This is a genomic window from Luteococcus struthionis, assembly GCF_048595755.1.
Classification (GTDB): domain Bacteria; phylum Actinomycetota; class Actinomycetes; order Propionibacteriales; family Propionibacteriaceae; genus Luteococcus.
The window spans coordinates 316,901-340,088 of the sequence record NZ_CP184360.1; the positions used below are offsets into that span (position 1 = coordinate 316,901).

Consider the following 23,188-nt stretch of genomic DNA (forward strand, 5'->3'; position numbering starts at 1 on the left):
TCGTCCTCGCTGCGCCAATGGTCGTGGTTGGCACCGACGTCGGTGCGTGCCGCGGCCGACGCGCCCCTAGAATGCCCATGGTGCCCACGAGCGAGCGGAGACAAGCATGAGCGACGAGCAGACCGGTGACGAGAAGAAGCTGCCGAACCGGCAGACGCCCTTCTCGGAAGCCTTCCGCGAGTTCATCCCGATGGACTGGGCTCCCTATTCCCAGGAGCTGCCGCCGCGGCTGCCCGCCAGCGTCGCCGCCGAACCGCGGCGCGCCGCCCTCGCCGAGACCTTCCCCGGAGAGCGCCTGGTGGTTCCTGCCGGGGCCCTGAAGGTGCGCAGCAATGACACCGACTACGTCTTTCGCCCCCACTCGGCCTTCGCCTGGCTGACCGGTCTGGGTGCCGACCGCGAGCCCGACGCCGTGCTGGTGCTGGAACCGACCGATGCCGGCCACCAGGCCACCCTGTACTTCAAGCCCCGCGCCCCGCGCACCGACCCCGAGTTCTACGCCGATGCCCGCTACGGCGAGATGTGGGTGGGCCAGCGCGAGAGCCTCGACGAGATGCGCGCCATGACCGGCATCAGCTGCGCCCCCATCAGAGAACTGCCGGCCGCCCTGGCCAAGAATGCCGAGTCGACGCAGATCCGCGTGCTGCGCGCCGCCGACGAGCAGGTGACCGCCCAGGTGGACGAGATCCGCACCGGCACCGCCCAGGAACAGGACGCCACGCAGCGCGACGACCAGCTCGAGGTCACCCTGTCGACGATGCGCCTGGTCAAGGACGACTTCGAGGCCGAGCAGATGCGCGAGGCCTGCCGGGCCACCGCCGTCGGCTTCGAGGCCGTGGTGCGCGACCTGCCCGAGGCGGTCAAGCGCGGCCGCGGCGAACGATGGGTCGAGGGCATCTTCGGCCTGTACGCCCGCCACCACGGCAATGGCGTGGGTTATGACTCCATCGCCGCCGGCGGGGACCACGCCAACACCCTGCACTGGATCCGCAATGACGGCGACCTGCGCGACGGCGACCTGCTGCTGCTGGACGCCGGCGTCGAGCTCGACAGCCTGTACACCGCCGACGTCACCCGCACCCTTCCCGTGAACGGCACCTTCTCCCCCCAGCAGCGCAAGGTCTACGAGGCGGTGCTGGAGGCACAGGAGGCGGGCATCGCCGCCGCGCAGCCCGGCGCGAAGTTCTCCGACGTGCACGCCGCGGCGATCGCCGTCGTGGCCAGGTACCTGCACGAGTGGGGCCTGCTGCCCGTCACCCCCGAGGAGTCGCTCGGCCCCGACGGTGGCCAGCACCGCCGTTGGATGGTGCACGGCACCAGCCACCACCTGGGCATCGACGTGCACGACTGCGCCCAGGCACTGCGCGAGGACTACCGTGACGGCATCCTCAAGCCCGGCATGGTGATCACCGTGGAGCCCGGCATCTACCTCAAGGCCACCGACCTGCTGGTCCCCGAGGAGATGCGTGGCATCGGCGTGCGCATCGAGGACGACATCCTCATCACCGAGGACGGCAACGAGAACCTGTCGGCCATGCTGCCCCGCACCGCCGACGAGGTGGAGGCGTGGATGGCTGACCTGCTCGGCAAGACCCATGCCTGACACCCGGCGCCTGATCCCGGGACTGCTGGGGCCCTCCCGCGCACCGATCGCCTCGCGTCGCCAGACCGCCCGGCAGTGGCACACCTCGCCGGACTCGATGGTGGCCTGGGGCTGGTACGTCGACGGTGTGCGGCAGGAGGGGATCGGCCTGGAGGCCGCCACCGAGCACGCCCGCGACGGCGAGGGTTTCGTCTGGCTGGGGCTCAAGGACCCCACCGACGAGGACATGGCCAGCTTCGTGCGCAGCTTCCACCTGCACCCCTTGGCGATCGAGGACGCGGTCGAGGGCCACACCCGAAGCAAGCTGGAACAGTTCGACGACACCCTGTTCTGCGTGATCTCCACCGTCGCCTACGTGGACCACGAGTCGGTCACCGCCACCAGCGAGATCGTCTCCACCGGCCAGATCATGGCCTTCGTCGGCGAGAACTTCATCCTCACCGTGCGTCGCGGCGAGAACACCCCGCTGCGCACCCTGCGGCACAGCCTGGAGGCGGCCCCCGAGGAACTCGCCCTGGGCCCCTCCTATGTGCTCTACAAGGTGCTGGACCGCGTGGTCGACAGCTATCTGCACGTGGTGGGCGCCTTCGACGACGACATCGACGAGGTGGAAGAGGACATCTTCAGCGTCCACGGGACCACCGGCATCGACCGGGTCTACAACCTCAAGCGTGAGCTGATCGAGTTCAAGCGCGCCGTCGTGCCGCTGGCGCTGCCCCTCCAGGCGCTCTCGACGCGCAGCTACCCGGTGGTGCCCGACGAGGTGCGCGCCTACTTCCGTGAGGTGGCAGACCACCACACGGATGCCCGCGAATCGATCCTGTCCTTCGACGAAGTGCTCTCCACCATCCTCCAGGCGGGGTTGGCGCGGGTCTCGGTGGCCGACAACCAAGACATGCGCCGGCTCTCGGCGATCGTCGCGATCCTGGCGGTGCCCACCACCCTGGGAGCGGTCTACGGCATGAACTTCGACCACATGCCGGAGCTGCACTTCCGCTACTCGTACTACATCGTGCTGGCCGCGATGGTGCTGGGCATGTTGGCGGCCTACGTCTATTTCCGGCACCGCCGCTGGCTCTGAGGCCAGCACGTCGTCGCCCTGATCACCCGCGCGCGGGCTGCTTCTTGCGTTGCCCGAGCACCTGCAGCACCGAGCTGAGCCCCTGGTGGGCACGCCCTTCGAAGATGCGCCGCTCCAGGATGCGGACGTCAAGATCAAGTCCGGGCCAGTCGGCCTCCACCATGGGGCGGGTCAGCAAGAGTGACTCGTCGGAGGGCCCACCGGTGCCCAGCATCAGCTGGGCCGGGGTGTATGCCTCCATGATCAACTTTCCCTGGGGCACCAGCCGTGGGGTCAGGGCCTCGGCCACCTGGCGACGCAGCGACGGTGGCAGGTGGCAGAAGATCCACACGATCCCGCCCCAGGGCCCCTGGGCGGCGGGCTGGTCGAGCCACTCCCCCAGCTCACCGACGTGGGCGTCAAGCTCCACCTTTCGCTCCCGGGCCAGCGCCCTGGCCTTGCCGACCCCCACCTCGGACAGGTCGACCGTGGTGACCTGATGACCCTGCTGCGCCAGCCAGACCCCATTGCGGCCCTCGCCGTCGCCGATCACCAGGACCCGGCTGCCGCGACGCAGCATCACCTCGGCCTGCACCAGGAAGTCATTGGGCCGGTAGCCGAAGAGGTTGTTCGGGTTCGAGTAGCGCGCGTTCCACATCTCCCGCAGCTGCTCGAGACCGCTCACTGCTGGGCTCCCCCACCCTGCTGGTCCTGCTGCTTGCGGGGGCCCTGCTGGCTGGTGGGAGTGGGAGGCCAGGCCGTCGGCGGCGTGGGCTGCAGCGGGGCCTGCCCCAGCGCCTCCCGCGCCTGGTGCACGACGCTGTGCTCGCCGAGCACCTCGTAACGGGTGGCGACGATGGCCTGCACCGACTGGAAGTCGCGTCGGCCACCACTCATGGCATAGCCCAGACCGCTGGAGAGCAGTCCCATGCCGATGCCGATCACCACGCCCATGAACAGCGCCTGGGTCTGGGGAATGGAGGTGAGGAAGAGCATCATCACCAGGCCCAGGAACAGGCCGGTACCCAGCCCGCTGATCGCCCCTTGGGTCAGCACCTTGCCCAGCGTGAGCTTGCCGAGCACGCGCTCCACCTGCTTCAGGTCGGTGCCGACGATGCACAGGTTCTGCACCGGGAAATCCTTGTCGGCCAGCAGGTCGACCGCACGCTGCGCCTCGGCATAGGTGGGGTAGATGGCCACCGACATCGGGTGCTTCAGGGGCATCACCGTGGCAGCAGCCTGCATCGAGGAGGACATGTCTGCAAGCCTACCGGCAGAGATCAACCGCTCCCTGTTGCAAGCCCGGGGCTGTGCCGCAAACAGAGAGCTGGCGCCCCTTCACTGCCTTGATGGCAATGAGGGTGCCTCAGCTCTCTGTTTGCGGCAGGCATCCTGTGTCACGATGCCGGCATGAGCACACGGGTGGCGTTGTTGCGGGGCATCAATGTGGGGCGGGCGAAGCGGGTCCCGATGGCGGAGCTGCGCGAGCTGGCCGCCGAGCTGGGCTTCACCGACGTGACGACCCACCTGCAGTCGGGCAACCTGCTCTACGACTCGCAGGACAGTGCCGACGATGACCGGCAGCGGCTCACCACCGCCCTGGAGAGGCGCTTCGGACTTCCCATCGACGTCGTCGTGGTGGAAGGACGGCGGCTGGTCCGGCTGCTGGAGGAGCATCCCTTCGCCGATGGGAACCCGAAACTGGTGCACGTCGGCTTCGCCTCGGGGCCGCTGCCGCAGAACCTGCGGCAGGAACTCGAGTCGCGCGCGGGCGAGTCGGAACGTTTCCAGGTGCAGGAGGACGTGCTCTACGCAGACTTCGGTTCCGGGGTGCACGGCTCGAGCGCTGCCAACGCGCTACCGCGCCTTGTGCGCCCGGGCTTCATCACGCTGCGCAACCTGACGACGCTGCGCGCACTGGTCAGCAAGACCACCTGATCCTGACCGGTGGGTGGGCTCTCAGGCGCCTTCACCGATCTTGGCCAGCGTGGCCCTGGCCACGGCCAGACCGGCACCGTCGACCATCTCGTCGTCGACGACGATGGCCCCCACCGCTCCCCCGGCCTCGGCGGTGGCGTGACGGTAGGCCGACACGATCCGTCGGGCCCGCTCGATGTTCTGCTCCGGGGGCGTGTAGATCTGGTTGCCGGCCTCCACCTGCGAGGGGTGAAGCACCCACTTGCCGTCATAACCCAGCGCGGCCGAGCTCGACGCGGAGGTGCGGAAGCCCTCAAGATCCCGGATCCCGACGAAGGGTCCGTCGATGGCCTGCAGTCCGTGGGCACGGGCGGCCACCAGGATCTGCATCTGCACGTGGTGGAAGGCATCGCCCACATAGCCGGGGGGCTGCGAACCCACATTGAGGGTCTGCATGCCCATGCTGGCCATCCAGTCACCGGGGCCGTAGACCAGGGTCTCGGCGCGCGGGCTGGCCGCGGCGATCTCCGCGACGTGCAGCAGCCCCCGGGCCTCCTCGATCTGCAGTTCCAGGCCGATGCGGCCCACCGGCAGCCCGGCGGCCTGCTCGGCCTGGGTGAGCACAAGATCGAGTGCCTTCACCTGGCTGGCACTGGTGACCTTGGGAAGCACGATGCAATCGACGTGCTCCCCGGCACCCCCCACCACCTCGACGACGTCCATCGTGGTCCAGGGGGTCGACCAGTCGTTGACGCGATAGGTCACCGTGGGTGCCTTCCAGCCCTTCGTGTCATTGAGCGCCTCGACGATCCGCTGCCGCGAAGCCTCCTTCACGGGGGGCGCGACTGCGTCCTCCAGGTCGAGGAAGACGGCATCCACGTCCAGGTCACGACTCTTGGCGATGAAGCGATCGCTGGAGCCGGGAACGGCAAGGATGGTGCGGCGAGCACGGATGGCGGCCTGGCTGGTCACGTCATTGTTCACGCCCCCAGCCTAACCGTCCCCGAACTCGCGCCACCCGACTGCCGGGACGGCCCAATTGACTTGGCCGAACGGTTAGATTTGCCGGGTGAGTGTCTCCTCGTCCTCGGTCTTCATCTCGCGCCTGCGTGGCCTGCCGGTCCTCGACGCCTCGGGTGACCAGGTGGGGCGGGTGCGTGACGTCGTCATCCAGCTGCGCACCCAGGGCCGCGCACCGCGCGTGAAGGGCCTGGTGGTGGAGCTCTTCGGCCGTCGCCGGATCTTCGTCCCGATGCCGCAGGTCCATGCCGTCGCCGCCACCCAGGTGGCAATCGAGGGCCAGGTGGACACCCGCCGCTTCAGCCAGCGCGACGCCGAGACCCTGGTGATCGACGAACTCTTCGACCGCACCGTGAACCGGCCCGACGCCAAGCGCGCCGCCATCTACGACGTGGCGATGCGTCCCACCCGCGCCAAGGAGTGGGAGGTGACCGACGTGGCGCTGCGCGAGATCACCGCCGGTGGCCGCTTCGGGCTGAGCAAGCGGGGCGCCACCGTGATCGTCGACTGGTCTGAGATTCCCAACCTGGTGCTCAACGCCAGCCAGGTCACCGACAACCTGCTGGCCCAGATGGTGGACATGAAGCCGGCCGACATGGCGCGCGAGCTGCACGACATGGCCCCCGAACGGCGCGCCGAGATCGTCGAGCAGCTGGACGACGAGCAACTGGCCGATGCGCTGGAGGAGCTCCCCGAGGACGAGCAGGTGGAGCTGCTCACCACGCTCGACCACGAACGTGCCGCGGACGTGCTGGAGGAGATGAATCCCGATGACGCGGCCGACCTGATCAAGGAATTGCCGGCGGAGATGGCCGAGGACCTGCTGCAGCGCATGGAGCCGGAGGACGCTGCCGACGTGCGCGGGTTGATGATCTACGCCGATCTCACCGCCGGCGGCATGATGACGCCCGAGCCGGTGATCCTGGCGCCCGATGCCACCGTCGCCGAGGCACTGGCCCGGGTGCGCGACGTGGAACTGACCCCGGCACTGGCGTCGATGGTCTTCATCTGCCGCCCCCCGCTGGACACTCCCTCGGGACGCTTCCTGGGCCTGGTGCACACCCAGCGCTTGCTGCGCGAACCGCCGTCGTTGATGGTCTCGGGCATGGTGGACGATGATCTTGAACCACTGCGCCCCCACAGCGACCTGGCCGCGGTGAGCCGCTACTTTGCCACCTACAACTTGGTGGCCGCACCGGTGGTGAATGACGACAATCAGTTGGTGGGCGCCGTGGCCGTCGACGACCTGCTCGACCACATGCTGCCCGAGGACTGGCGCGGCGACCAGATGGATGGCGACGATGAGGAGGTGAGCCATGGCTGAGCGGCAGCGTCTCAACACCCCGGGGGATCGCCGCAGGCACCTGTTGCCCAAGGTGGAGCTCGACCCGGACTCCTTCGGGCGTTTCGCCGAATGGGTGGCCCGCTTCATGGGCACCGCCAAGTTCCTGGTCTGGATGACCATCGTGGTGATCACCTGGGTGACGCTCAACGTGGTGAGCATCTGGCACTGGAAGTGGGACCCCTACCCCTTCATCCTGCTCAACCTGTTCTTCTCCACCCAGGCCTCCTATTCCGCACCCTTGATCCTGTTGGCGCAGAACCGACAGGAGGCACGCGACCGGTTGACCATGGAGGAGGACCGCCGCGTCGCCGCGCAGAGCCGGGCAGACATGGACTTCCTGGCCCGCGAGATCGCCGCGCTGCGGATGAATGTCGGCGATGTGGCCACCCGTGACTACATTCGCGGCGAACTGCGCAGCAGCCTGCGCGAGCTGCTGACCGAGATCGAACGCGGCGACGACGACCTGGACGAGCAACGCCGCGAGTCCTGGCTGCGCGAACAGCGCGGCAAGGACTCACGCCGCTGACCCCGCTGGCCGAGCCCACCCATCCCGATGGCCGAGCCCGTCGAGACCACCCATCCCGATGACCGAGCCTGTCGAGGCCAGATTTGCAATACGACGACCTGAGGAAAAGACTCGAGACATGAGTGACGCCGAGAACCCGCTGCTGGGCAAGATCCGCGCAGCCCTGCACACCGTTGACGACCCCGAGATCCACCGCCCGATCACCGAACTGGGAATGGTCGACGAGGTCACCCTCGACGACGCGGGCCACGCGATCGTCAAGATCCTGCTGACGGTCTCCGGCTGTCCGATGCGCGAGACCCTCAACACCGAGGTCACCAAGGCCGTGATGGGCGTCGAGGGCGTCAGCTCCGTCGAGGTGCAGATGGGCGTCATGGACGACGAGCAGCGCGCCGCGCTGAAGCAGGTGCTGCGCGGCGGCGAGCCCGAGCGACAGATCCAGTTCGCCCAGCCGGGCAACCTCACCCAGGTGATCGCCGTCGCCTCCGGCAAGGGCGGCGTCGGCAAGTCGTCGGTGACGGTGAACCTGGCCACCGCGCTGGCCAGCCTCGGCAAGAGCGTCGGCATCCTCGACGCCGACATCTACGGCCACTCCGTGCCGGACATGCTCGGCCTGGGTGACGCGAAGCCCACCGCCGTCGACGACATGATCATGCCGGTGCCCAGCATGGGCATGAAGGTGATCAGCGTCGGCATGCTCAAGCCCGAGCGTGACCAGGTGATCGCCTGGCGCGGTCCCATCCTGGACCGTGCGCTCACCCAGCTGCTGGCCGACGTCTACTGGGGTGACCTGGACTTCCTGATCCTGGACCTGCCGCCCGGCACCGGTGACGTGGCGATGAGCCTGGGCCAGAAGATCCCCAATTCCGAGGTGATCGTCGTCACCACGCCGCAGCAGGCCGCCAGCGAGGTGGCCGAGCGCGCCGGCACGATGGCTGCCATCATGCAGCAGCGCGTGATCGGCGTGGTGGAGAACATGAGCCACCTGGAGGTCACCAGCCCCAGCGACGGCCACACCTTCCGCGTCGACCTGTTCGGCACCGGCGGTGGCCAGAAGGCCGCCGACGCCCTCAGCGAGCGCCTGGGCTACGAGGTGCCGCTGCTGGCGCAGATCCCGCTGGAGCAGGACCTGCGCGAGGGTGGCGACGAGGGCGCCCCGATCGTCGTCAACGATCCAGAGAAGGCCTCCGCCAAGGCCCTGATGGCACTCGCGGAGCACATCGCCGGCCGCAAGCGTGGCCTGGCGGGCAAGCAGCTGGGCGTCAGCCCGGTCTGATCCGCGCGGCCCGTCCGTAAACAGAGAGATATCCGGCCCTCATTGCCATCAAGGCAGTGAAGGCCGGATATCTCTCTGTTTGCGGCGGAGTCTCAGGTTGCGTCGACGTCGAATGGCACGCTCACCGCACCGGAGGCGACGTCGTCGTACTGGCTGGCCTGCTCCAGCTCGTGACGCACGTCCTCGCCCAGCATCCGGGCGTCGCGAGCATTGCCGTCCAGGTCGGTGCGCACCTCCGACAGGTCTGACTTGATGTCGTCGATGTCGGCCTGGATGTCGTCCAACAGGTGCTTCTGCACGAAGTTCTTGGGGTTGAGGTCGCGCAATTCCAGATCGGCGTATTCCGGCCCCAATTCGGCACGCAACTGGTCCTGCGCATTGTTGGCGATGTTGCGCAGGAAGTGGATGATGCGGGCTGCCTTGCGGCTCAGTTCGGGGATCTTCTCGGGGCCGAACATGATGATGGCCAGCACCACCAGGGTGATGATCTCGGGAAGGCCAAAGCTGGGCACGTAGTCAGCCTAGCGTCCCCGCTCGCCGACCAGCGCACGCAGACCCAGCCGCACCCGCTCCATTCCCTCACCGGTCACCGGCTCGTCATGCGGCAGCAGTTGCGCTGCCAGCTGGGCGGCCGCGGCATTGCTGCTCTGCAGGCAGTAGACCCATTCCCCGGACTGCCAGAACTCGGCACACTCGTCGTGGCCCGGCGCGGCCTCCTGCAGCCGGCCATGCTGCTGCACCACGACGATCTCCATCTCCCCGTTCCGGTAGACGGTGCGCGCCGTGCTGGGGTCGCTGTCCGAGTCCACCGCCAGCTGGGTCAGGGGCAGCCCCAGCAGCTGTTCGGGGCACTGCACCTCGTCGGGGCACTGGTCCAGACGCCGCTGCACCAGGCGTCGTTCGGCGAGGGCGCCGATGGAGACCGACGAGGCCACCCGCGTGCCCAACGAGTCGACGTCCACCTCGGGCGCGGTGCGCGAGAGCTTGGGGGCGTCCTCCGAGTCCAGGGGGGCCGTCGCCTGGCTGGCATCCAGGTCCACCACCACCGGCAGCTCCGGGGCCATCATGGTCAGCCCGCCCAGGGCTCCCACCACACCGGCAGCCGTCATCGACAAGCCGGCAAGGGCCTTGTTGCGGCGCCGACGCCGCAGGCTGGGCAGCGTGCCATCCCGCTCGGGCGCCAGCCACAGGCACTCATCGGCCTGGTCACCCGCGATGGCCACCAGACGGTCGGCCAGGTGGTTCGGGGTCTGCCGGGGCTCGCTGCTGCGGGCAGCGATCCCCAGCAGGGTGCAGACCTGGTTGAGTTCACGCAGCTCGTCCCGGCAGGGGCCGCAGTCCACCAGGTGGTTGGCCACCTGCTCGCGACGTTCGTCGTCGAGGGCTTGGTCGGCGTAGGCGGTCAGGTCCTTGCGGAATGAGCGACAGGCACGGTCGTCCACGCCGATCACCGCCCGCCAACGGCCACATGTTCGTCGTGGCTCGGGCTGACGCCCAGGTAGCGCTCGCGATCGGGGGTGGGCCGGCGGTGTTCCAGCGCGGTGCGCAGCTGGGAGCGACCGCGGTGGATCCGGCTGCGGACGGTGCCCACCTTCACGTCCAGGACCCGAGCGATCTCGTCATAGCTGAGGCCCTCGATGTCACACAGCACGACGCAGACCCGGTACTCGGGTGCCAGGGCCGCGAGGGCCGCGGTGACGTCGGCATCCATGCTGGCCTCGTCGTACAGCTCGCCGGGCGAGGCCTGCTCCCCCACCACTCGTTCGCTGGCATCGGCCATCGGGTCCATCCGGATGCGCTGCTTGCGCCGCGCGCCGTCCAGGAAGAGGTTGGTGGTGATGCGATGCATCCAGCCCTCGAGGGTGCCGGGGGTGAAGTTGTGGATGGACTTGAAGACCCGCACGAAGACGTCCTGGGTGAGGTCCTCGGCGTCGGGACGGTTGCCGGTCAGGCGCAAGGCCAGTCGGTAGACTTGGTCGGAGTGGTCGTTGACCAGTTCCTCCCAGGTGGGCGGAGTCCACTCTGGTTCGGACACCACCGCAGCCTGCGACTGGCGGTTGCTCTTGAACATCGGGCTCCCTCCGTCTCTCACAGGTCACAACGCACGAGTGGCGCGAAAGGTTCCCCAGGCCCGCAGACCGCTTCGCGCGATCCCGGCATCAGGCGCTCACAGGTCTGCACGGTCCAACAGCGCGGCGAAGGCCTCGTGCTCCTCCGGCGTCGCCTCCGGCAACGGGGCACGCAGGCCACCGACCGGGAAGCCCTGGTGGGCCAGGCCTGCCTTGACCAGCATGACGCCCTGGGTGGCGAAGACCCCGGTGTAGACCGGCAGCAGCGCCTGGTGCAGCGCCAGCGCCTCGTCCACCCGGCCGGCGACGAAGGCGTCGATCATCTGGCGGGTGCGACGGCCGGTGAAGTGGGTGGAGGTGCCCACCACTCCTGCGCCACCCACCGCCAGCAGCGGCAGTGTCATCGCGTCGTCGCCGGAGTAGTAGGTCAGCGTGCTCTCGGAGATCACCCGCGACGAGGCGGCCAGGTCTCCCTTGGCATCCTTGACGGCCACGATGTTGGGGTGCTTGGCCATCTCCAGCATCGTTGCGGTCTCGATGGCGACCCCGGCGCGGTGGGGAATGTCGTAGGCCATCAGGGGCAGCCCAGTGGCGTCGGCGACTTCCAGGAAGTGGTGCAGCACGCCGCGCTGCGGCGGCTTGGAGTAGTAGGGCGTCACCACGAGAACGCCATCGGCCCCGGCCTCGGCCGCCTGCTTGGCCAGCCGCACGGTGTGCGCGGTCTCGAAGGTGCCGATCCCGGCCACCACCTGGGCGCGGTCCCCCACCTCGTCGACGACCGCCGCGACCAGCTCGGCCTTCTCGGCATCGCTGGTGGTGGGTGATTCACCAGTGGTGCCGTTGACCACCAGGGCATCATTGGCCTGTTCGTCCACCAGACGGGCGGCCAGTTGGCGCGCGCGCGTCACGTCGAGTTCCCCGTCCTGGGTGTACGGGGTGACCATGGCGGTCAGCAGTCGGCCGAAGACCGGCTCGGCCGATTCGTCCGTGTGGGCTTGCATCTGGTCGTCAGTCACGCGCCCAATCCTAGGCCCAGTTGCCAAGATGCTGGGGCCGTGTCGCATCGAGGGACGTTGCCTGACAGCACCGAACGGGCCCCTCCAGTGTTACCTGAGGCTTTGTCGGGCCCAGCAGGCCCACCTTGGGTAGGCTTTCTGTCGTGAGCCAGCCCAACACCTCGAACCAGACCTCCGCCGCCCAGACCGCTGCTCTGGACGCCCGCTCGTGGGGCCATGCCGAAGACTTCGTGCAGCCCGGGGACGTCCTGCGCGATGCCCGCTCCAAGGCCGTCGAGCTGGGGCTGGAGACGATCAGCAATGGCAGCATCACGGCGCTGCGCTTCATCACGCGCCTGCTGCAGGCCAAGGCCGTCGTCGAGATCGGCACCGGCACCGGCGTGTCCGGCCTGGCCATCTTCGAGGGCATGGGCAATGAGGGCATCCTCACCTCGATCGACCCGGAGCCCGAGCGCCAGGATGCGGCCCGCCAGGAGTTCCGCGCTGCCGGCATCCCCAGCAACCGCTTCCGCCTGATCGCCGGCATTCCGCTGGACGTGCTGCCCAAGCTGCGCGACGGCGCCTACGACCTGGTCTTCATCAACGGCGACAAGCTCGAGTACGTCGAGTACGTGGCCCAGTCGCTGCGCCTGCTGCGCCACGGTGGTGTCGTGGTGCTCAACGATGCGCTGTGGAAGGGTCTGGTGGCCGACCCCGACAACGAGGACGACGAGACGCTCATCATCCGCGAGGCCCTGGCTGCGGTCTCCGAGACCGAGGAGTTCACCTCGATGCTGCTGCCGGTGGGCAATGGCCTGCTGGCCGCGATCAAGGCCTGACCAGACCACGGTCCAGCAGCGGTTCGGGGCAGGCACTACCGCGCGCCACGGACATGACGAAGGGCTCGCACTGCGTGCAGTGCGAGCCCCTCGTGGTTGTCCGACCTGAAGGGTGTCCGGCTCGGGTGGGTCCGGCTCAGAACTGACCGGGAATCGTCATCCCCTTGCCGACCGTGGTGATGCCACCGTCGCTGACGCTGAAGCCACGGGCACGGTCGTGCTCGTGGTCGACGCCGATCTCGACACCGTCGGGGACGATCACGCCCTTGTCGATGATGGCGTTGTGGACCACCGCATTGCGGCCAACCCGCACACCGTCCATCAGGATCGATCCGTCGACGCGGGCCCACTTGTCGATCAGCACATTCGGGCTGAGCACCGTGCGGTCCACGTCACCTCCGGAGATGATGCAACCGGGCGAGACGATCGAGTCCTCGGCGGTACCGCGCAGGGTGAACTTGGCGCCGGGGGCCTGCACCTGCTGGGTCCAGATGGGCCACTGGGCGTTGTACAGGTTGAACTCGGGATCCACCGAGACCAGGTCCATGTGGGCCTCGTGGAAGGCGTCGATGGTGCCCACGTCGCGCCAGTAGTTGCGATCCTTGTCGGTGGCACCGGGAACGACGTTCTGGGTGAAGTCGTAGACTTGCGCATCCCCCTTGGCGACGAAGGCCGGGATGATGTCGCCGCCCATGTCGTGCTTGGAGGAGGGATTCTCGGCGTCGGCGTGCAGGGCCTCGACGAAGGCCTTGCGGGTGAAGACGTAGTTGCCCATCGACGCGAAGGACTCCTCCGGCGAGTCCGGCAGGCCGGGCGGGTCGGCCGGCTTCTCCAGGAATTCCTTGATCTTTCCGGTGTCATCGGCGTCGATGATGCCGAAGGCGCTCGCTTCCTTGCGAGGCACCCGGATCCCGGCGACGGTGGCCGACAGCCCGGAGTCGATGTGCGACTGCAGCATCTGGCTGACGTCCATGCGGTAGATGTTGTCGGCGCCGAAGACCACGATGTAGTCGGGATCCTCGTCATTGATCAGGTTCATCGACTGGTAGATGGCATCGGCGCTTCCCTCGAACCAGTGCTTGCCGCGACGCTGCTGGGCGGGCACCGGGGTGACGTAGTTGCCGAGCATCGTCGACATGCGCCAGGTCAGCGAGATGTGACGGTCGAGCGAGTGCGACTTGTACTGGGTCAGCACGCAGATCTGGCGCAGTTCGGAGTTGGCCAGATTGGACAGCACGAAGTCGATCAGGCGGTAGGTACCGCCGAAGGGAACGGCCGGCTTGGCGCGGTCAGCGGTCAGCGGCATGAGTCGTTTGCCCTCGCCACCAGCGAGGACCATGGAGAGCACCTTTGGTCTTGTGGACATACCTAGAACCTACGGCGCTGCAAGGGGTTCCGACAAGCATTGTCTGACTGTTGCCGCGGGTTGTTGCCCATTCGTCACCCACTGGCCGACAAGGCCACGCCAAGCTGCCACAAACCATTGTGGCGACACCTGCATTGTGCAAGCATCAACGCATGCGCGTATCCATCCTCACCCGTGAATACCCTCCGTCCATCTATGGGGGCGCGGGCGTGCACGTGGCCCAGCTCGTTCCGCAGCTGCGCAAGTTCATCGACGTCGACGTCCAGTGCATGGGCGAGCCCCGAGAGGGCGCCACCGCCCATCCGGAGAACCACCCCGCGGGCGCCAATGCCGCACTGCGGGTCTTCGGTGCCGACCTGTCGATGACCGCAGCCGTGCCCGAGGAAGTCGACCTGGTCCACTCGCACACCTGGTACGCGAACCTGGCCGGCCACCTCACCGGACTCTTCCACGACGTCCCCCACGTCGTGAGCGCGCATTCCCTGGAGCCCGACCGCCCCTGGAAAGCCGAGCAGCTGGGCGGTGGCTACCGGCTCAGCTCCTGGGCCGAGCGCACCGCCTACAACGGCGCCGACGCCGTGATCGCGGTCAGCGAGGGCATGAAGAAGGGCATCCTGGCCGCCTACCCGGAGCTCGACGCCGACAAGATCCACGTGGTGCTCAACGGCATCGACCCCGAGGAGTTCAAGCCCGACACCGGCACCGACGTGTGCGAGCAGATCGGCATGGACCCCAGCAAGCCGTCGGTGGTCTTCGTCGGCCGCATCACCCGACAGAAGGGCCTGGTGCACCTGGTGCGCGCCGCCCAGCACCTGGACCCGGAGACCCAGCTGATCCTGCTGGCCGGGGCCCCCGACACCCCCGAGATCGCCGAGGAGTTCAACCAGGCCTTCGCAGCGGTGAAGCAGTCGCGCGGCGGCGGCGTGGTGTGGGTGCAGGAGATGCTCCCGCGCGCCAGCGTGCGCCAGGTGATGAGCAATGCCACCGTCTTCGCCTGCCCCAGCATCTACGAGCCGCTGGGCATCGTGAACCTGGAGGCGATGGCCACCGAGACCGCCGTGGTGGCCAGTGCCGTGGGCGGCATCCCCGAGGTGGTCGTCGACGGCGAGACGGGCTACCTGGTGGACTACGACCCGGCTCGCGTCAATGACGGCGACTACATTGCCGGCTTCGAGAAGACCTTTGCCGATCGGATCAACCAGCTCACCCGTGACGCCGGGCTGGCCGAGTCCTTCGGCAAGGCAGGGCGCCAGCGCTGCATCGACAAGTTCAGCTGGGAACTGATCGCCAAGCAGACCGTCGAGGTCTACCAGGCGGCCATCAAGCGGCACGCCACCCGCACCCGATGACCTCCTGACACACGTGAAGGCGGGCCCCAGATCCGGGGCCCGCCTTCACGTTCTGCAGGACCATTCAAGGCCGGGGCAACTCAGCCCACGATGTCCTTGAGGCACTTGAGAAGATCCTCGGCCTCGGTGGCGTTGAGCTCCACCACGAGACGGCCACCGCCGTCCACGGGAACACGCATCACGATGCCACGGCCTTCCTTGGTGACCTCCATGGGACCATCACCGGTTCGGGGCTTCATTGCAGCCATTGCGCATCCTCATCTCTTCGACGTTTTCCCCCATTATTCCGCATTCGGCCAAACATCGACACCATCGACGCCGCCTTCGGGCGTTTCCTGCTCGAGCTGCACGGCCAGGCGAGCGAGCAATTCGTCCACCTCGCGCATCGAGTATCCGCGCGGCACCACGTCGAAGCGCACCTCCCGCAGGTCGGCGCCGGTGATCGTCCCCGGGCCCGGCAGCTGCGAGTGTCGATCGTCGACCAGCTCGGGCATCGCCCCCCACCGGCCGGACCCGACCACGAAGGCCACGCCCAGGATCGCGACCACCACCAGCGCCAGGAACCACATCATGGGGCCCATGGTGGCACACCGGATGCCGGTGGCAGCGCAGTCCTCAGCCGACCTCGCCCAACACGTGCCGCACGGCCTCGTCCTCGTCGTCGGTCACCAGGAAGCGCGTCAGGTCCGACTCGTGGATGTAGCCCTCCCCCAGCACGCTCTCGCGCAGCCAGTCGACCATCCCGGTCCAGTAGTCCCGGCCGAAGAGCACCACCGGGAAGTTGCGCACCTTGCCGGTCTGGGCCAGCGTGAGCGCCTCGAAGAGCTCGTCGAAGGTGCCCAGCCCGCCGGGCATGACGATGAATCCCTGCGCGTACTTGAGGAACATCACCTTGCGGACGAAGAAGTAGCGGAAGTTGATCCCCAGGTTGACGTGGGGATTCATCGAGGCCTCGAAGGGCAGCTCGATGCCCAGCCCCACGGAGGTGCCGCCGGCCTCGTCCGCGCCCTTGTTGGCGGCCTCCATGATGCCCGGGCCACCCCCGGTGATCACGGCCACGCCCTGCTCCACCAGTGCGGCGGCCATGCGTTCGGCCGCGGCCCAGTGCGGGTTCTCGGGGCGGGTACGGGCCGAGCCGAAGATGCTGATGGCCGGGCCAAGCTCCGCCAAGGCGTCGAAACCCTCCACGAACTCGGCCTGGATGCGCATGGTGCGCCACGGATCGCTGTGGGCCCACGAGGTGTCGTTGCCACCGGCCAGCAGGCGCTGGTCGGTGGTCGACGACGGGTGGTGCTGGTCTCGACGCGTCACCGGCCCCTGCACGATGTGCTTGCCCGGGCCGGGCGCATTGTCATAGGGCGCATTGCGGTGCGGGGTCATGCCTTCTCCTCATCTGCTGGCTGGTCTGGTTCTGCTGGCTGGTCTGGCTCGGCTGGGTGGTCTGGGGGTTGCAGCCAACGGCGCAGCGCACTGGCACAGGTGTCCAGGTCTGCCACCGGGCAGTGTTCGTCGTCGGTGTGGGCCAGATTGGGATCGGCCGGGCCGCAGTTGACCGCGGGGATCCCCAGTTCGCTGAAGCGCGCCACGTCGGTCCAGCCGTACTTGGGCCCGGGCACCCCACCCAGCGCCGCCAGGAAGCTCCGCGCCATCGGCAGGTGCAGGCCCGGGCGTGCGGCCGCGGAGCGGTCGACGACGTCGATGGCGAAGCCGTCGAAGGTCTCACGCATCAGCTGTTCTGCCTGCGTCAGCGTCTTGTCGGGCGCAAAGCGGTAGTTGACGTGCACACTGCACTGGTCTGGGATGACATTGCCCGCCACTCCCCCGCGGATCTGCACGGCGTTGAGTCCCTCACGATAGGTGAGCCCGTCCACCTCCACCTGACGGGCGTCGAAGGACTCGATACGTTCCAGCACGACGCGCATGTCGTGGATGGCGTTGTGACCACTCCAGGCACGGGCGCTGTGCGCGGCCTGTCCCGTGGTGGTCACCCAAAATCGCAGGCTCCCCTGGCAGCCGCCCTCCACCAGGGCGCTGGTGGGTTCCATCAGGATCGCGAAGTCGGCCGTCACCAGATCGGGACGCTCCGCGGCCAGCTGGCCCAGGCCGTTCAACGAGGCGTCGACCTCCTCGTTGTCGTAGAAGATCCAGGTGAGGTCATGCTGCGGCTCACGCAGGGTGGCGGCCAGCTGCAGCGCCACGGCCACGCCGCCCTTCATGTCACAGCGGCCCCGGCCGAGGACGCTGTCCTGGCCACCCACCATGGCACGGCTGCTGGGAAGGTTGCCGGCCACCGGCACGGTGTCCAGGTGCCCGGCCACCGCCACTCGATGCGCACGCCCCAACCGGGTTCGGGCCACCACTACATTTCCCAGTCGGGTGACCTCCAGGTGCGGTTGGCACTGCAGTGAGGCAGCCACCAGGGTGGCCAAGGCCGCCTCGTTCCCGCTCACGGACTCGACATCCACCAGGGCCTGCAACAGGTCCGGCAGGGGCTGGGTGAGGTCGAGTGCGTCCATGTGGCGAGACTAGTGCAGCCCTCTGACACCGGATGGGAGTGGCGTCAGCGGAAGAGCACCAGGCAGATCGCCACGTAGTGGCAGACGGCGGCCAGCACCGTGCAGCTGTGGAAGATCTCGTGGAAGCCGAAGGTCTCGGGCCACGGATCGGGGTGCTTGCGGCCGTAGACGATGGCGCCCACCGAGTAGATCAGACCCCCCAGGGCGATCAGACAGACCACCAGGGGGCCACCCTGCTGCCAGAACTGCCCCATCCAACCGATCGCGGCCCACCCCATGGCCAGGTAGAGCGCCACGTACAACCACCGCGGGGCACCGATCCAGAAGACCCTGAAGAGCACTCCCACCAGCGCACACAGCCAGATCAGCGTGAGCAGCAGCCGCAGGCTGCGGCCATGCAGCATCCCGACGGCAAGCGGGGTGTAGCTGCCGGCGATGAAGATGAAGATGTTGGCGTGGTCGACGCGACGAAAGACCGCGTGCACCTTCTTCGACCAACGCCCCCGGTGGTAGAAGGCCGAATTGCCGAACAGCAGCACCGCGCTCAAGGTGTAGACCGCGCTGGCCACCCGCTGGTCCAGCTCGGGTGCCAAGGTCACCAGCAGGATGCCGGCCACCAGGGCGATGGGGGCAAAGATCTGGTGCTGCCAACCCCGCAGACGGGGTTTGGCCCGGTCCACGATTTCCTCGACGACGTCGCGCAGATGATCACCCCTGCGGTGTTCGGCTTGCTCCATGAAACCTACGGTACCGTAGGTTGAGCCCCGCCGAGACCACCCGGAAGGCCACCCTTCGTCGACCCCCGCGTGGACGACACCCATTACTCTGGTGCGCATGAACCGGCTGGATCGTCTCACCGAGACCCTCGACAGAATGCATCCGTCGGGGCTTCTCTACAGCACCTACGAGTCCCGCCTGGTCTCGGAACTCGACCAGGCGAACCTGCCGCGCCACGTCGCGGTGCTGGCCGACGGCAATCGCCGCTGGGCGCGCATGAATGCCCCCGACCAGCCACTGGTGGCGGGCTACCAAGCGGGCGCCGACAAGCTCAAGGACTTCGTCGGATGGTGCGACGACGCCGGTATCGAGGTCGTCACCCTGTGGGTGCTCAGCCCCGACAACCTCAAGCGCTCCACCGACGAGGAGGTCGCCCCGCTGCTCGGGGTGATCGAACAGCTGGTGACCGACCTGGCCGAGGACGGCCGCTGGCCAGTGCAGGCGGTGGGCGACATGTCACTGCTGCCGCCCACCATGGTCACCGCCCTGGAACGGGCCCGCGACCGCAGCGCCAACAACCCGGGAATGCTGGTGAACGTCGCCATCGCCTACGGTGGCCGCCACGAGCTGCGCGACGCCGTGCGCTCGCTGCTCAAGGAGGAGGCCGTCAAGGGCCGCACCCTGGAGGAGGTGGCCCAGAGCCTGGAGATCGACCAGATCGGCGGCCATCTCTACACCAAGGGCCAGCCCGATCCCGACCTGATCATCCGCACCTCCGGGGAACAGCGCCTGTCGGGTTTCCTGATGTGGCAGAGCGCCCACAGCGAGTTCTACTTCTGCGAGGCGCTGTGGCCCGATTTCCGCAAGGTGGACTTCCTGCGCGCCCTGCGATCCTTCAGCCAGCGGGAGCGACGCTTCGGCCGCTGAGCCCCACCCCTGAGGCCTCCCCGGGAGGGGAAGTCAGGATCTTTCCCGATGTTTTTTCTACACCGTAGAAATACCGTGGGGGCATGACCAGGAAGCAGCTCCTCCAATCACTCCAACCCCCTGCCGTCGCCTCGGAGGCGGTGCGCCACTACCGCCATCCCTGGCTCTTCTTCGGCCTGTCGATCGCCATCCCCTGGGCCTTGTGGGGCATGGCTGCCGTCACTTCCCGCATCGAGCCGATGACCACGGCACTCACCAGCGTGACGACGGCGCTCGCCCTGCTGGGGCTGCTCGCCCCGGTGGCCGTCGCCATCGCCCTCACCAGGCGTGATCCGGTACTGCGCAGGGACACCCGGCAACGCCTCACCCTGCGCGGCGTCACCGTGGCCGACACGGTGGGCGCGGCCCTGCTGCTTCCCTTGTCGCTGGTGGCGGCCACCGCCGTCTCCGTCGCCTTCGGGGGGCCGGCAGAGCAGTTCACCATCAAGACGAGCTCCTCCGTGGCGATGGGCGCCATCTCGGGGTGGGTGGCGGTGACCTTGGCCCCCTTCGTCGAGGAGCTGGCCTGGCACAGCTACGGCACCGACGCCCTGACCACGCGGTGGAGCGTGTGGCGCACCACCTGGGTCTTCGCCATCTTCTGGGCCTTCTGGCACATTCCACTGGCGGCGATCAAGGGTTCCTACCAGGCAGAGGTGGTGGAGGTGGGCGCGCTGGCCAGCGCCAACTTCATGTTCTCGATCCTGCCCCTCATGATCTTGATGAACTGGTTCTACTACCGCAGCCGACGCAACATCTGGATCCCGATCGTCTTCCACCTGTGCGCCAATGTGGGCAACGAGATCCTGCACACCCTCCCCGACACCAAGGTGATCCAGACCGCCATCCTGATCCCCATCTGCGTGTGGGTACTCTGGCACGACCGTCGTCTCTTCTTCACCAGCCCCACCAGCACCCCGGAGCCGTCATGACCCCCAGGCCAGCCACCACGACCGTCCAGCAGGTGGTCCGGGCCGCGACGCAGCTGCTCGGCACCGAGGGCGTCGAGGGCTTCAGCATGCGTCGGCTGGGCGCCGCCATGGGTGTCGACCCGATGACGATCTACCACCACGTGCCCAACAAGGCGGCACTGTTCGACCTGGTCGTCGACGAACTGTGGAGCGAGCTGCACCCCCAGACCGACGGCAGCTGGCGTCGGCAGGTGGCCTCGTTGGCCCACGAACTGCGACGGGCCCTGTTGCAGCATCCCCAGTTGGTGGCCCTGGTGGCCACCCGGCCCGTGGTCACCCCACGACTGTTGGGGCTGGTCGACCAGACGCTGGGGCGGCTGGCAGACCAAGGACTGCCCCCGGCAGCGGCCATGCCACTGCTGGACTGCGTGGTGGCCTTCACCGTCGGCAAGGTGCAGGGCGAGGTGCGCCAACCCACCGGGGGAAGCGACACCACCCCCGAGCAGGCGATGGCGAACGTGGCCGCGCTCCCCCACCTGGGACGCGCCATGGCCGAGGGCTACGACTGGCAGCCCGACGAACAGTTCCGACTCGGTCTGGAGGCCCTGCTGACCGGCTGGCCGGTGACGCCCGGGGCGGCCGAGGAGGTCAGCAGCGAGTCCACAGCGGAGTCTTGAGCTCCGCATAGTCGCTCGTCGGCTCGAAGCAGACCTCACCACGGCAGACATAGGCGCTCGCCTGACCGTCGCGAGCGGTGCGGTCGTCGAAGAGGTGCCCGAAGCCGCTGGTTCCCTCGGGCGCGACGATGATCGCCGAGCCTGCCGGGGCCATCCGGAAGGCCGCCGTGGCCATTCGATCGATCCCCTCGGAGCCCTCCGGGACGACGATGACGGCCTGGGCGGGACGCAGCCCCCGTCGGGCCTCGTCCTGGGTCAGGGCATCGGCCAGCGACCAGCCCGCGAAGCGCGGCTGCGCGGCCACCAGCGGCCAGGTGGTGCGCGCGGCCCGATCGGCCCGGGCCACCAGGTCATCGCGGCAAGCCATCAGGCCCGCCAGGCGCAGCGCGGCCACCAGCGAGCTGGTTCCCGACGGGGTGGAGTTGTCGGTCAGGTCACGGGCGCGGGTGAAGAGCTCGTCGCTGGCCTCGGCGTCGAAGAAGCCGCCGTCGTCGGCGCCGAAGAGCCGGTCGGCGCGCTCCAGGAGCCAGACCGCACGCTCCAGCCAGGTCGCGTCACCCAGGGCACCGGCCAACCGGGCCAGGCCCAGCGCCAGGGCGCCGTGGTCCTCGGCGGCGGCGGGGGTGGATCCCGCCTTGCCGTCCCGCGAGGTGCGCACGAAACGATCGGCAGCCTGGTCGACGTGCACCTGCCAGACGGCCTCGGCGGCACCGCGGGCCAGTTCGAGCCAGTCAGCCTCGCCGAAGACCATGCCGGCGGTGACCAGCGAGTCGATCAGCCACCCATTCCAGGCGGCCACGACCTTGTCGTCGCGGGCGGGGGCGAAGCGGTTCTGGCGCTCGGCCCGCAGCTTCTCCAGCACCCGGGTGAGGCGCTCGCGATCGGGGGAACCGTGCAGCTGCAGCGTCGACAGGCCATGCTCGAAGGTGCCGGCGTCGTGGACGTGGAAGACCTGCCGGGCCCAACCGCCGTCCTGCTCGCCGAGGGCGTCGTCCAGCAGCTCCGGGCTCCACACGTAGTAGATGCCCTCCGCCACCATGCCGCGGATGTCGACGCTGTCGGCGTCCAGGCTGGCGGCGAAGGCGCCCCCGCCCAACCCGTCGACGGGCTCGGTGCGCATCTCGCGCTCCAGCCACTCCACGGTGGAGTAGATGACGTGCTCGTAGAGCTCACGCTTGTAGCCGTCGTGGTCGGCGGTGCGACGCCAGCAGCGCGTGTAGCTGCCCAGCAGCAGGGCATTGTCGTAGAGCATCTTCTCGAAGTGCGGCACCACCCAGCCCACGTCGGTGGCATAGCGGTGGAAACCGCCACCCACCCGGTCGTACAGGCCGCCGCGGGCCATCATCTCGCAGGTCAGCTGCGCCATGTCGAGGCTGGTGGGATCGCCCTTGACCAGCAGTGCGTCGAGCACCATGGCCGGCGGGAACTTCGGCGCCGTGCCGAAGCCACCGTGGATCATGTCGTAGTCCTTGCCCAGCAGCTCCAGCGTCTCGCGCGAGCCGGGCACCGCGTCACTGGCCTCGACGGGATTCAGCTCACGCAGCTGCGCGGTGATGCTCTGCGCCGAGCCGAGCACCTCCTCGCGTCGCTGCTGCCAGGCCCCGGCCAGCGCCTCGAGCACCTGACGGAAGCTCGGCTGGTTGCCGGCAGGCACCGGTGGGAAGTAGGTGCCGGCGAAGAAGGGGTCACCCTGGGGCGTGAGGAAGACCGTCATCGGCCAGCCGCCCTGGCCGGTCAGGGCCTGGGTGGCGTTCATCAGCACGGCGTCCACGTCGGGATTCTCCTCGCGATCCACCTTCACGCTGACGAAGTGTTCGTTCATGTACTGCGCGGTCTCGTGGTCGTCGAAGCTCTCGTGGGCCATCACGTGGCACCAGTGGCACGCGGCATAACCGGTGCTCACCAGCAGGGGCAGGTCCTTCTGGCGAGCAACCTCGAAGGCCTCCGGCCCCCACGGATACCAGTCCACCTCCTGGTGGGCGTGCTGCTGCAGGTAGGGGCTGGTGGACTCGGCAAGACGGTTCGACACGCGCACA

25 protein-coding genes are annotated in these 23,188 nt (G+C 68.3%); 11 read left to right on the plus strand and 14 right to left on the minus strand.

Annotated elements, in window-relative coordinates:
• Positions 1-106: 106 nt before the first annotated feature.
• The gene (locus ACOAMO_RS01525) at positions 107-1,603 is read left to right on the plus strand and encodes an aminopeptidase P family protein (protein WP_420175835.1); all 1,497 of its coding nucleotides are present in this window, start codon (positions 107-109) and stop codon (positions 1,601-1,603) included.
• Positions 1,596-2,684 carry a magnesium and cobalt transport protein CorA gene (locus ACOAMO_RS01530; RefSeq protein ID WP_420175836.1) on the plus strand — a complete coding sequence of 363 codons (1,089 nt, stop codon included), beginning with the start codon at positions 1,596-1,598 and terminating at the stop codon, positions 2,682-2,684. Before ACOAMO_RS01525 ends, ACOAMO_RS01530 begins: the two co-directional genes overlap by 8 nt.
• A gap of 22 nt (positions 2,685-2,706) precedes the next feature.
• Here the strand turns inward: ACOAMO_RS01530 and ACOAMO_RS01535 are convergent, their stop codons facing one another.
• Positions 2,707-3,348 carry an SAM-dependent methyltransferase gene (locus ACOAMO_RS01535; RefSeq protein WP_420175837.1) on the minus strand — a complete coding sequence of 214 codons (642 nt, stop codon included), beginning with the start codon at positions 3,346-3,348 and terminating at the stop codon, positions 2,707-2,709.
• Positions 3,345-3,920: a general stress protein gene (locus ACOAMO_RS01540; protein ID WP_420175838.1), complete on the minus strand. Its 576-nt coding sequence runs from the start codon at positions 3,918-3,920 to the stop codon at positions 3,345-3,347. The genes ACOAMO_RS01535 and ACOAMO_RS01540 overlap by 4 nt, the downstream gene beginning before the upstream one ends.
• Before the next feature lie 153 nt (positions 3,921-4,073).
• Here ACOAMO_RS01540 and ACOAMO_RS01545 point away from each other — a divergent pair, with 153 nt between their 5' ends.
• Positions 4,074-4,601, plus strand: a complete 528-nt coding sequence (locus ACOAMO_RS01545; protein ID WP_420175839.1) for a DUF1697 domain-containing protein — start codon at positions 4,074-4,076, stop codon at positions 4,599-4,601.
• Positions 4,602-4,622: 21 nt separating this feature from the next.
• On the opposite strand, the gene ACOAMO_RS01550 is transcribed toward ACOAMO_RS01545, so the two are convergent.
• A complete protein-coding gene (locus ACOAMO_RS01550; RefSeq protein WP_420175840.1) occupies positions 4,623-5,564 on the minus strand; it encodes an HpcH/HpaI aldolase/citrate lyase family protein in 942 nt (313 codons plus the stop codon).
• Between the two features lie 85 nt (positions 5,565-5,649).
• Here ACOAMO_RS01550 and ACOAMO_RS01555 point away from each other — a divergent pair, with 85 nt between their 5' ends.
• The 3 genes from ACOAMO_RS01555 (at position 5,650) to ACOAMO_RS01565 (ending at position 8,747) form a co-directional block, all read left to right on the plus strand.
• Positions 5,650-6,924, plus strand: a complete 1,275-nt coding sequence (locus tag ACOAMO_RS01555; protein ID WP_420175841.1) for a magnesium transporter MgtE N-terminal domain-containing protein — start codon at positions 5,650-5,652, stop codon at positions 6,922-6,924.
• The gene (locus ACOAMO_RS01560; protein ID WP_420175842.1) at positions 6,917-7,471 is read left to right on the plus strand and encodes a DUF1003 domain-containing protein; all 555 of its coding nucleotides are present in this window, start codon (positions 6,917-6,919) and stop codon (positions 7,469-7,471) included. Before ACOAMO_RS01555 ends, ACOAMO_RS01560 begins: the two co-directional genes overlap by 8 nt.
• Positions 7,472-7,589: 118 nt before the next feature.
• Positions 7,590-8,747 carry an Mrp/NBP35 family ATP-binding protein gene (locus ACOAMO_RS01565; protein ID WP_420175843.1) on the plus strand — a complete coding sequence of 386 codons (1,158 nt, stop codon included), beginning with the start codon at positions 7,590-7,592 and terminating at the stop codon, positions 8,745-8,747.
• A 92-nt stretch (positions 8,748-8,839) separates the two neighbouring features.
• Here the strand turns inward: ACOAMO_RS01565 and ACOAMO_RS01570 are convergent, their stop codons facing one another.
• From ACOAMO_RS01570 to dapA, 4 genes are all read right to left on the minus strand, one after another.
• Positions 8,840-9,259, minus strand: a complete 420-nt coding sequence (locus ACOAMO_RS01570; RefSeq protein ID WP_420175844.1) for a sec-independent translocase — start codon at positions 9,257-9,259, stop codon at positions 8,840-8,842.
• 9 nt (positions 9,260-9,268) lie between these two features.
• Entirely contained in the window at positions 9,269-10,198 is a 930-nt protein-coding gene (locus ACOAMO_RS01575; protein ID WP_420175845.1) for an anti-sigma factor family protein, read from the minus strand.
• Positions 10,195-10,818, minus strand: a complete 624-nt coding sequence (gene sigE, locus ACOAMO_RS01580; RefSeq protein ID WP_420175846.1) for an RNA polymerase sigma factor SigE — start codon at positions 10,816-10,818, stop codon at positions 10,195-10,197. Before sigE ends, ACOAMO_RS01575 begins: the two co-directional genes overlap by 4 nt.
• Positions 10,819-10,914: 96 nt before the next feature.
• Positions 10,915-11,817, minus strand: coding sequence for a 4-hydroxy-tetrahydrodipicolinate synthase (gene dapA / locus ACOAMO_RS01585; RefSeq protein WP_420176948.1), 903 nt, complete (start codon positions 11,815-11,817; stop codon positions 10,915-10,917).
• Positions 11,818-11,975: 158 nt separating this feature from the next.
• On the opposite strand from dapA, the gene ACOAMO_RS01590 reads away from it, so the two are divergent.
• A complete protein-coding gene (locus ACOAMO_RS01590) occupies positions 11,976-12,650 on the plus strand; it encodes an O-methyltransferase (RefSeq protein WP_420175847.1) in 675 nt (224 codons plus the stop codon).
• A gap of 136 nt (positions 12,651-12,786) precedes the next feature.
• Here the strand turns inward: ACOAMO_RS01590 and glgC are convergent, their stop codons facing one another.
• The gene (glgC, locus tag ACOAMO_RS01595; protein WP_420175848.1) at positions 12,787-14,016 is read right to left on the minus strand and encodes a glucose-1-phosphate adenylyltransferase; all 1,230 of its coding nucleotides are present in this window, start codon (positions 14,014-14,016) and stop codon (positions 12,787-12,789) included.
• 152 nt (positions 14,017-14,168) lie between these two features.
• Here glgC and glgA point away from each other — a divergent pair, with 152 nt between their 5' ends.
• A complete protein-coding gene (gene glgA, locus ACOAMO_RS01600) occupies positions 14,169-15,365 on the plus strand; it encodes a glycogen synthase (RefSeq protein ID WP_420175849.1) in 1,197 nt (398 codons plus the stop codon).
• A gap of 80 nt (positions 15,366-15,445) precedes the next feature.
• Here glgA and ACOAMO_RS01605 read toward each other — a convergent pair whose 3' ends face one another.
• The 5 genes from ACOAMO_RS01605 to trhA are packed head-to-tail and all read right to left on the minus strand — an operon-like array spanning position 15,446 to position 18,618.
• The gene (locus ACOAMO_RS01605; RefSeq protein WP_420175850.1) at positions 15,446-15,613 is read right to left on the minus strand and encodes a DUF3117 domain-containing protein; all 168 of its coding nucleotides are present in this window, start codon (positions 15,611-15,613) and stop codon (positions 15,446-15,448) included.
• A 33-nt stretch (positions 15,614-15,646) separates the two neighbouring features.
• Positions 15,647-15,937, minus strand: coding sequence for a DivIVA domain-containing protein (locus ACOAMO_RS01610; protein ID WP_420175851.1), 291 nt, complete (start codon positions 15,935-15,937; stop codon positions 15,647-15,649).
• Positions 15,938-15,980: 43 nt separating this feature from the next.
• On the minus strand, positions 15,981-16,745 hold the full coding sequence (locus ACOAMO_RS01615; RefSeq protein ID WP_420175852.1) for a TIGR00730 family Rossman fold protein: 765 nt from the start codon (positions 16,743-16,745) through the stop codon (positions 15,981-15,983).
• A complete protein-coding gene (gene dapE, locus ACOAMO_RS01620) occupies positions 16,742-17,881 on the minus strand; it encodes a succinyl-diaminopimelate desuccinylase (protein ID WP_420175853.1) in 1,140 nt (379 codons plus the stop codon). The genes ACOAMO_RS01615 and dapE overlap by 4 nt, the downstream gene beginning before the upstream one ends.
• A gap of 44 nt (positions 17,882-17,925) precedes the next feature.
• Complete coding sequence (gene trhA, locus ACOAMO_RS01625) at positions 17,926-18,618, minus strand: PAQR family membrane homeostasis protein TrhA (RefSeq protein WP_420175854.1); 693 nt, start codon at positions 18,616-18,618, stop codon at positions 17,926-17,928.
• Between the two features lie 97 nt (positions 18,619-18,715).
• Between trhA and ACOAMO_RS01630 the strand changes: the two genes are divergently transcribed.
• The 3 genes from ACOAMO_RS01630 to ACOAMO_RS01640 all read left to right on the plus strand — a co-directional run bounded on the left by ACOAMO_RS01630 (position 18,716) and on the right by ACOAMO_RS01640 (position 21,152).
• Positions 18,716-19,525, plus strand: a complete 810-nt coding sequence (locus ACOAMO_RS01630) for an isoprenyl transferase (RefSeq protein ID WP_420175855.1) — start codon at positions 18,716-18,718, stop codon at positions 19,523-19,525.
• Between the two features lie 83 nt (positions 19,526-19,608).
• Positions 19,609-20,496 carry a CPBP family intramembrane glutamic endopeptidase gene (locus ACOAMO_RS01635; protein ID WP_420175856.1) on the plus strand — a complete coding sequence of 296 codons (888 nt, stop codon included), beginning with the start codon at positions 19,609-19,611 and terminating at the stop codon, positions 20,494-20,496.
• The gene (locus tag ACOAMO_RS01640) at positions 20,493-21,152 is read left to right on the plus strand and encodes a TetR/AcrR family transcriptional regulator (protein ID WP_420175857.1); all 660 of its coding nucleotides are present in this window, start codon (positions 20,493-20,495) and stop codon (positions 21,150-21,152) included. Before ACOAMO_RS01635 ends, ACOAMO_RS01640 begins: the two co-directional genes overlap by 4 nt.
• On the opposite strand, the gene ACOAMO_RS01645 is transcribed toward ACOAMO_RS01640, so the two are convergent.
• Positions 21,124-23,181, minus strand: a complete 2,058-nt coding sequence (locus ACOAMO_RS01645) for a thioredoxin domain-containing protein (protein WP_420175858.1) — start codon at positions 23,179-23,181, stop codon at positions 21,124-21,126. The two genes, ACOAMO_RS01640 and ACOAMO_RS01645, sit on opposite strands and share 29 nt — an antisense overlap.
• Between the last annotated feature and the right edge of the window lie 7 nt (positions 23,182-23,188).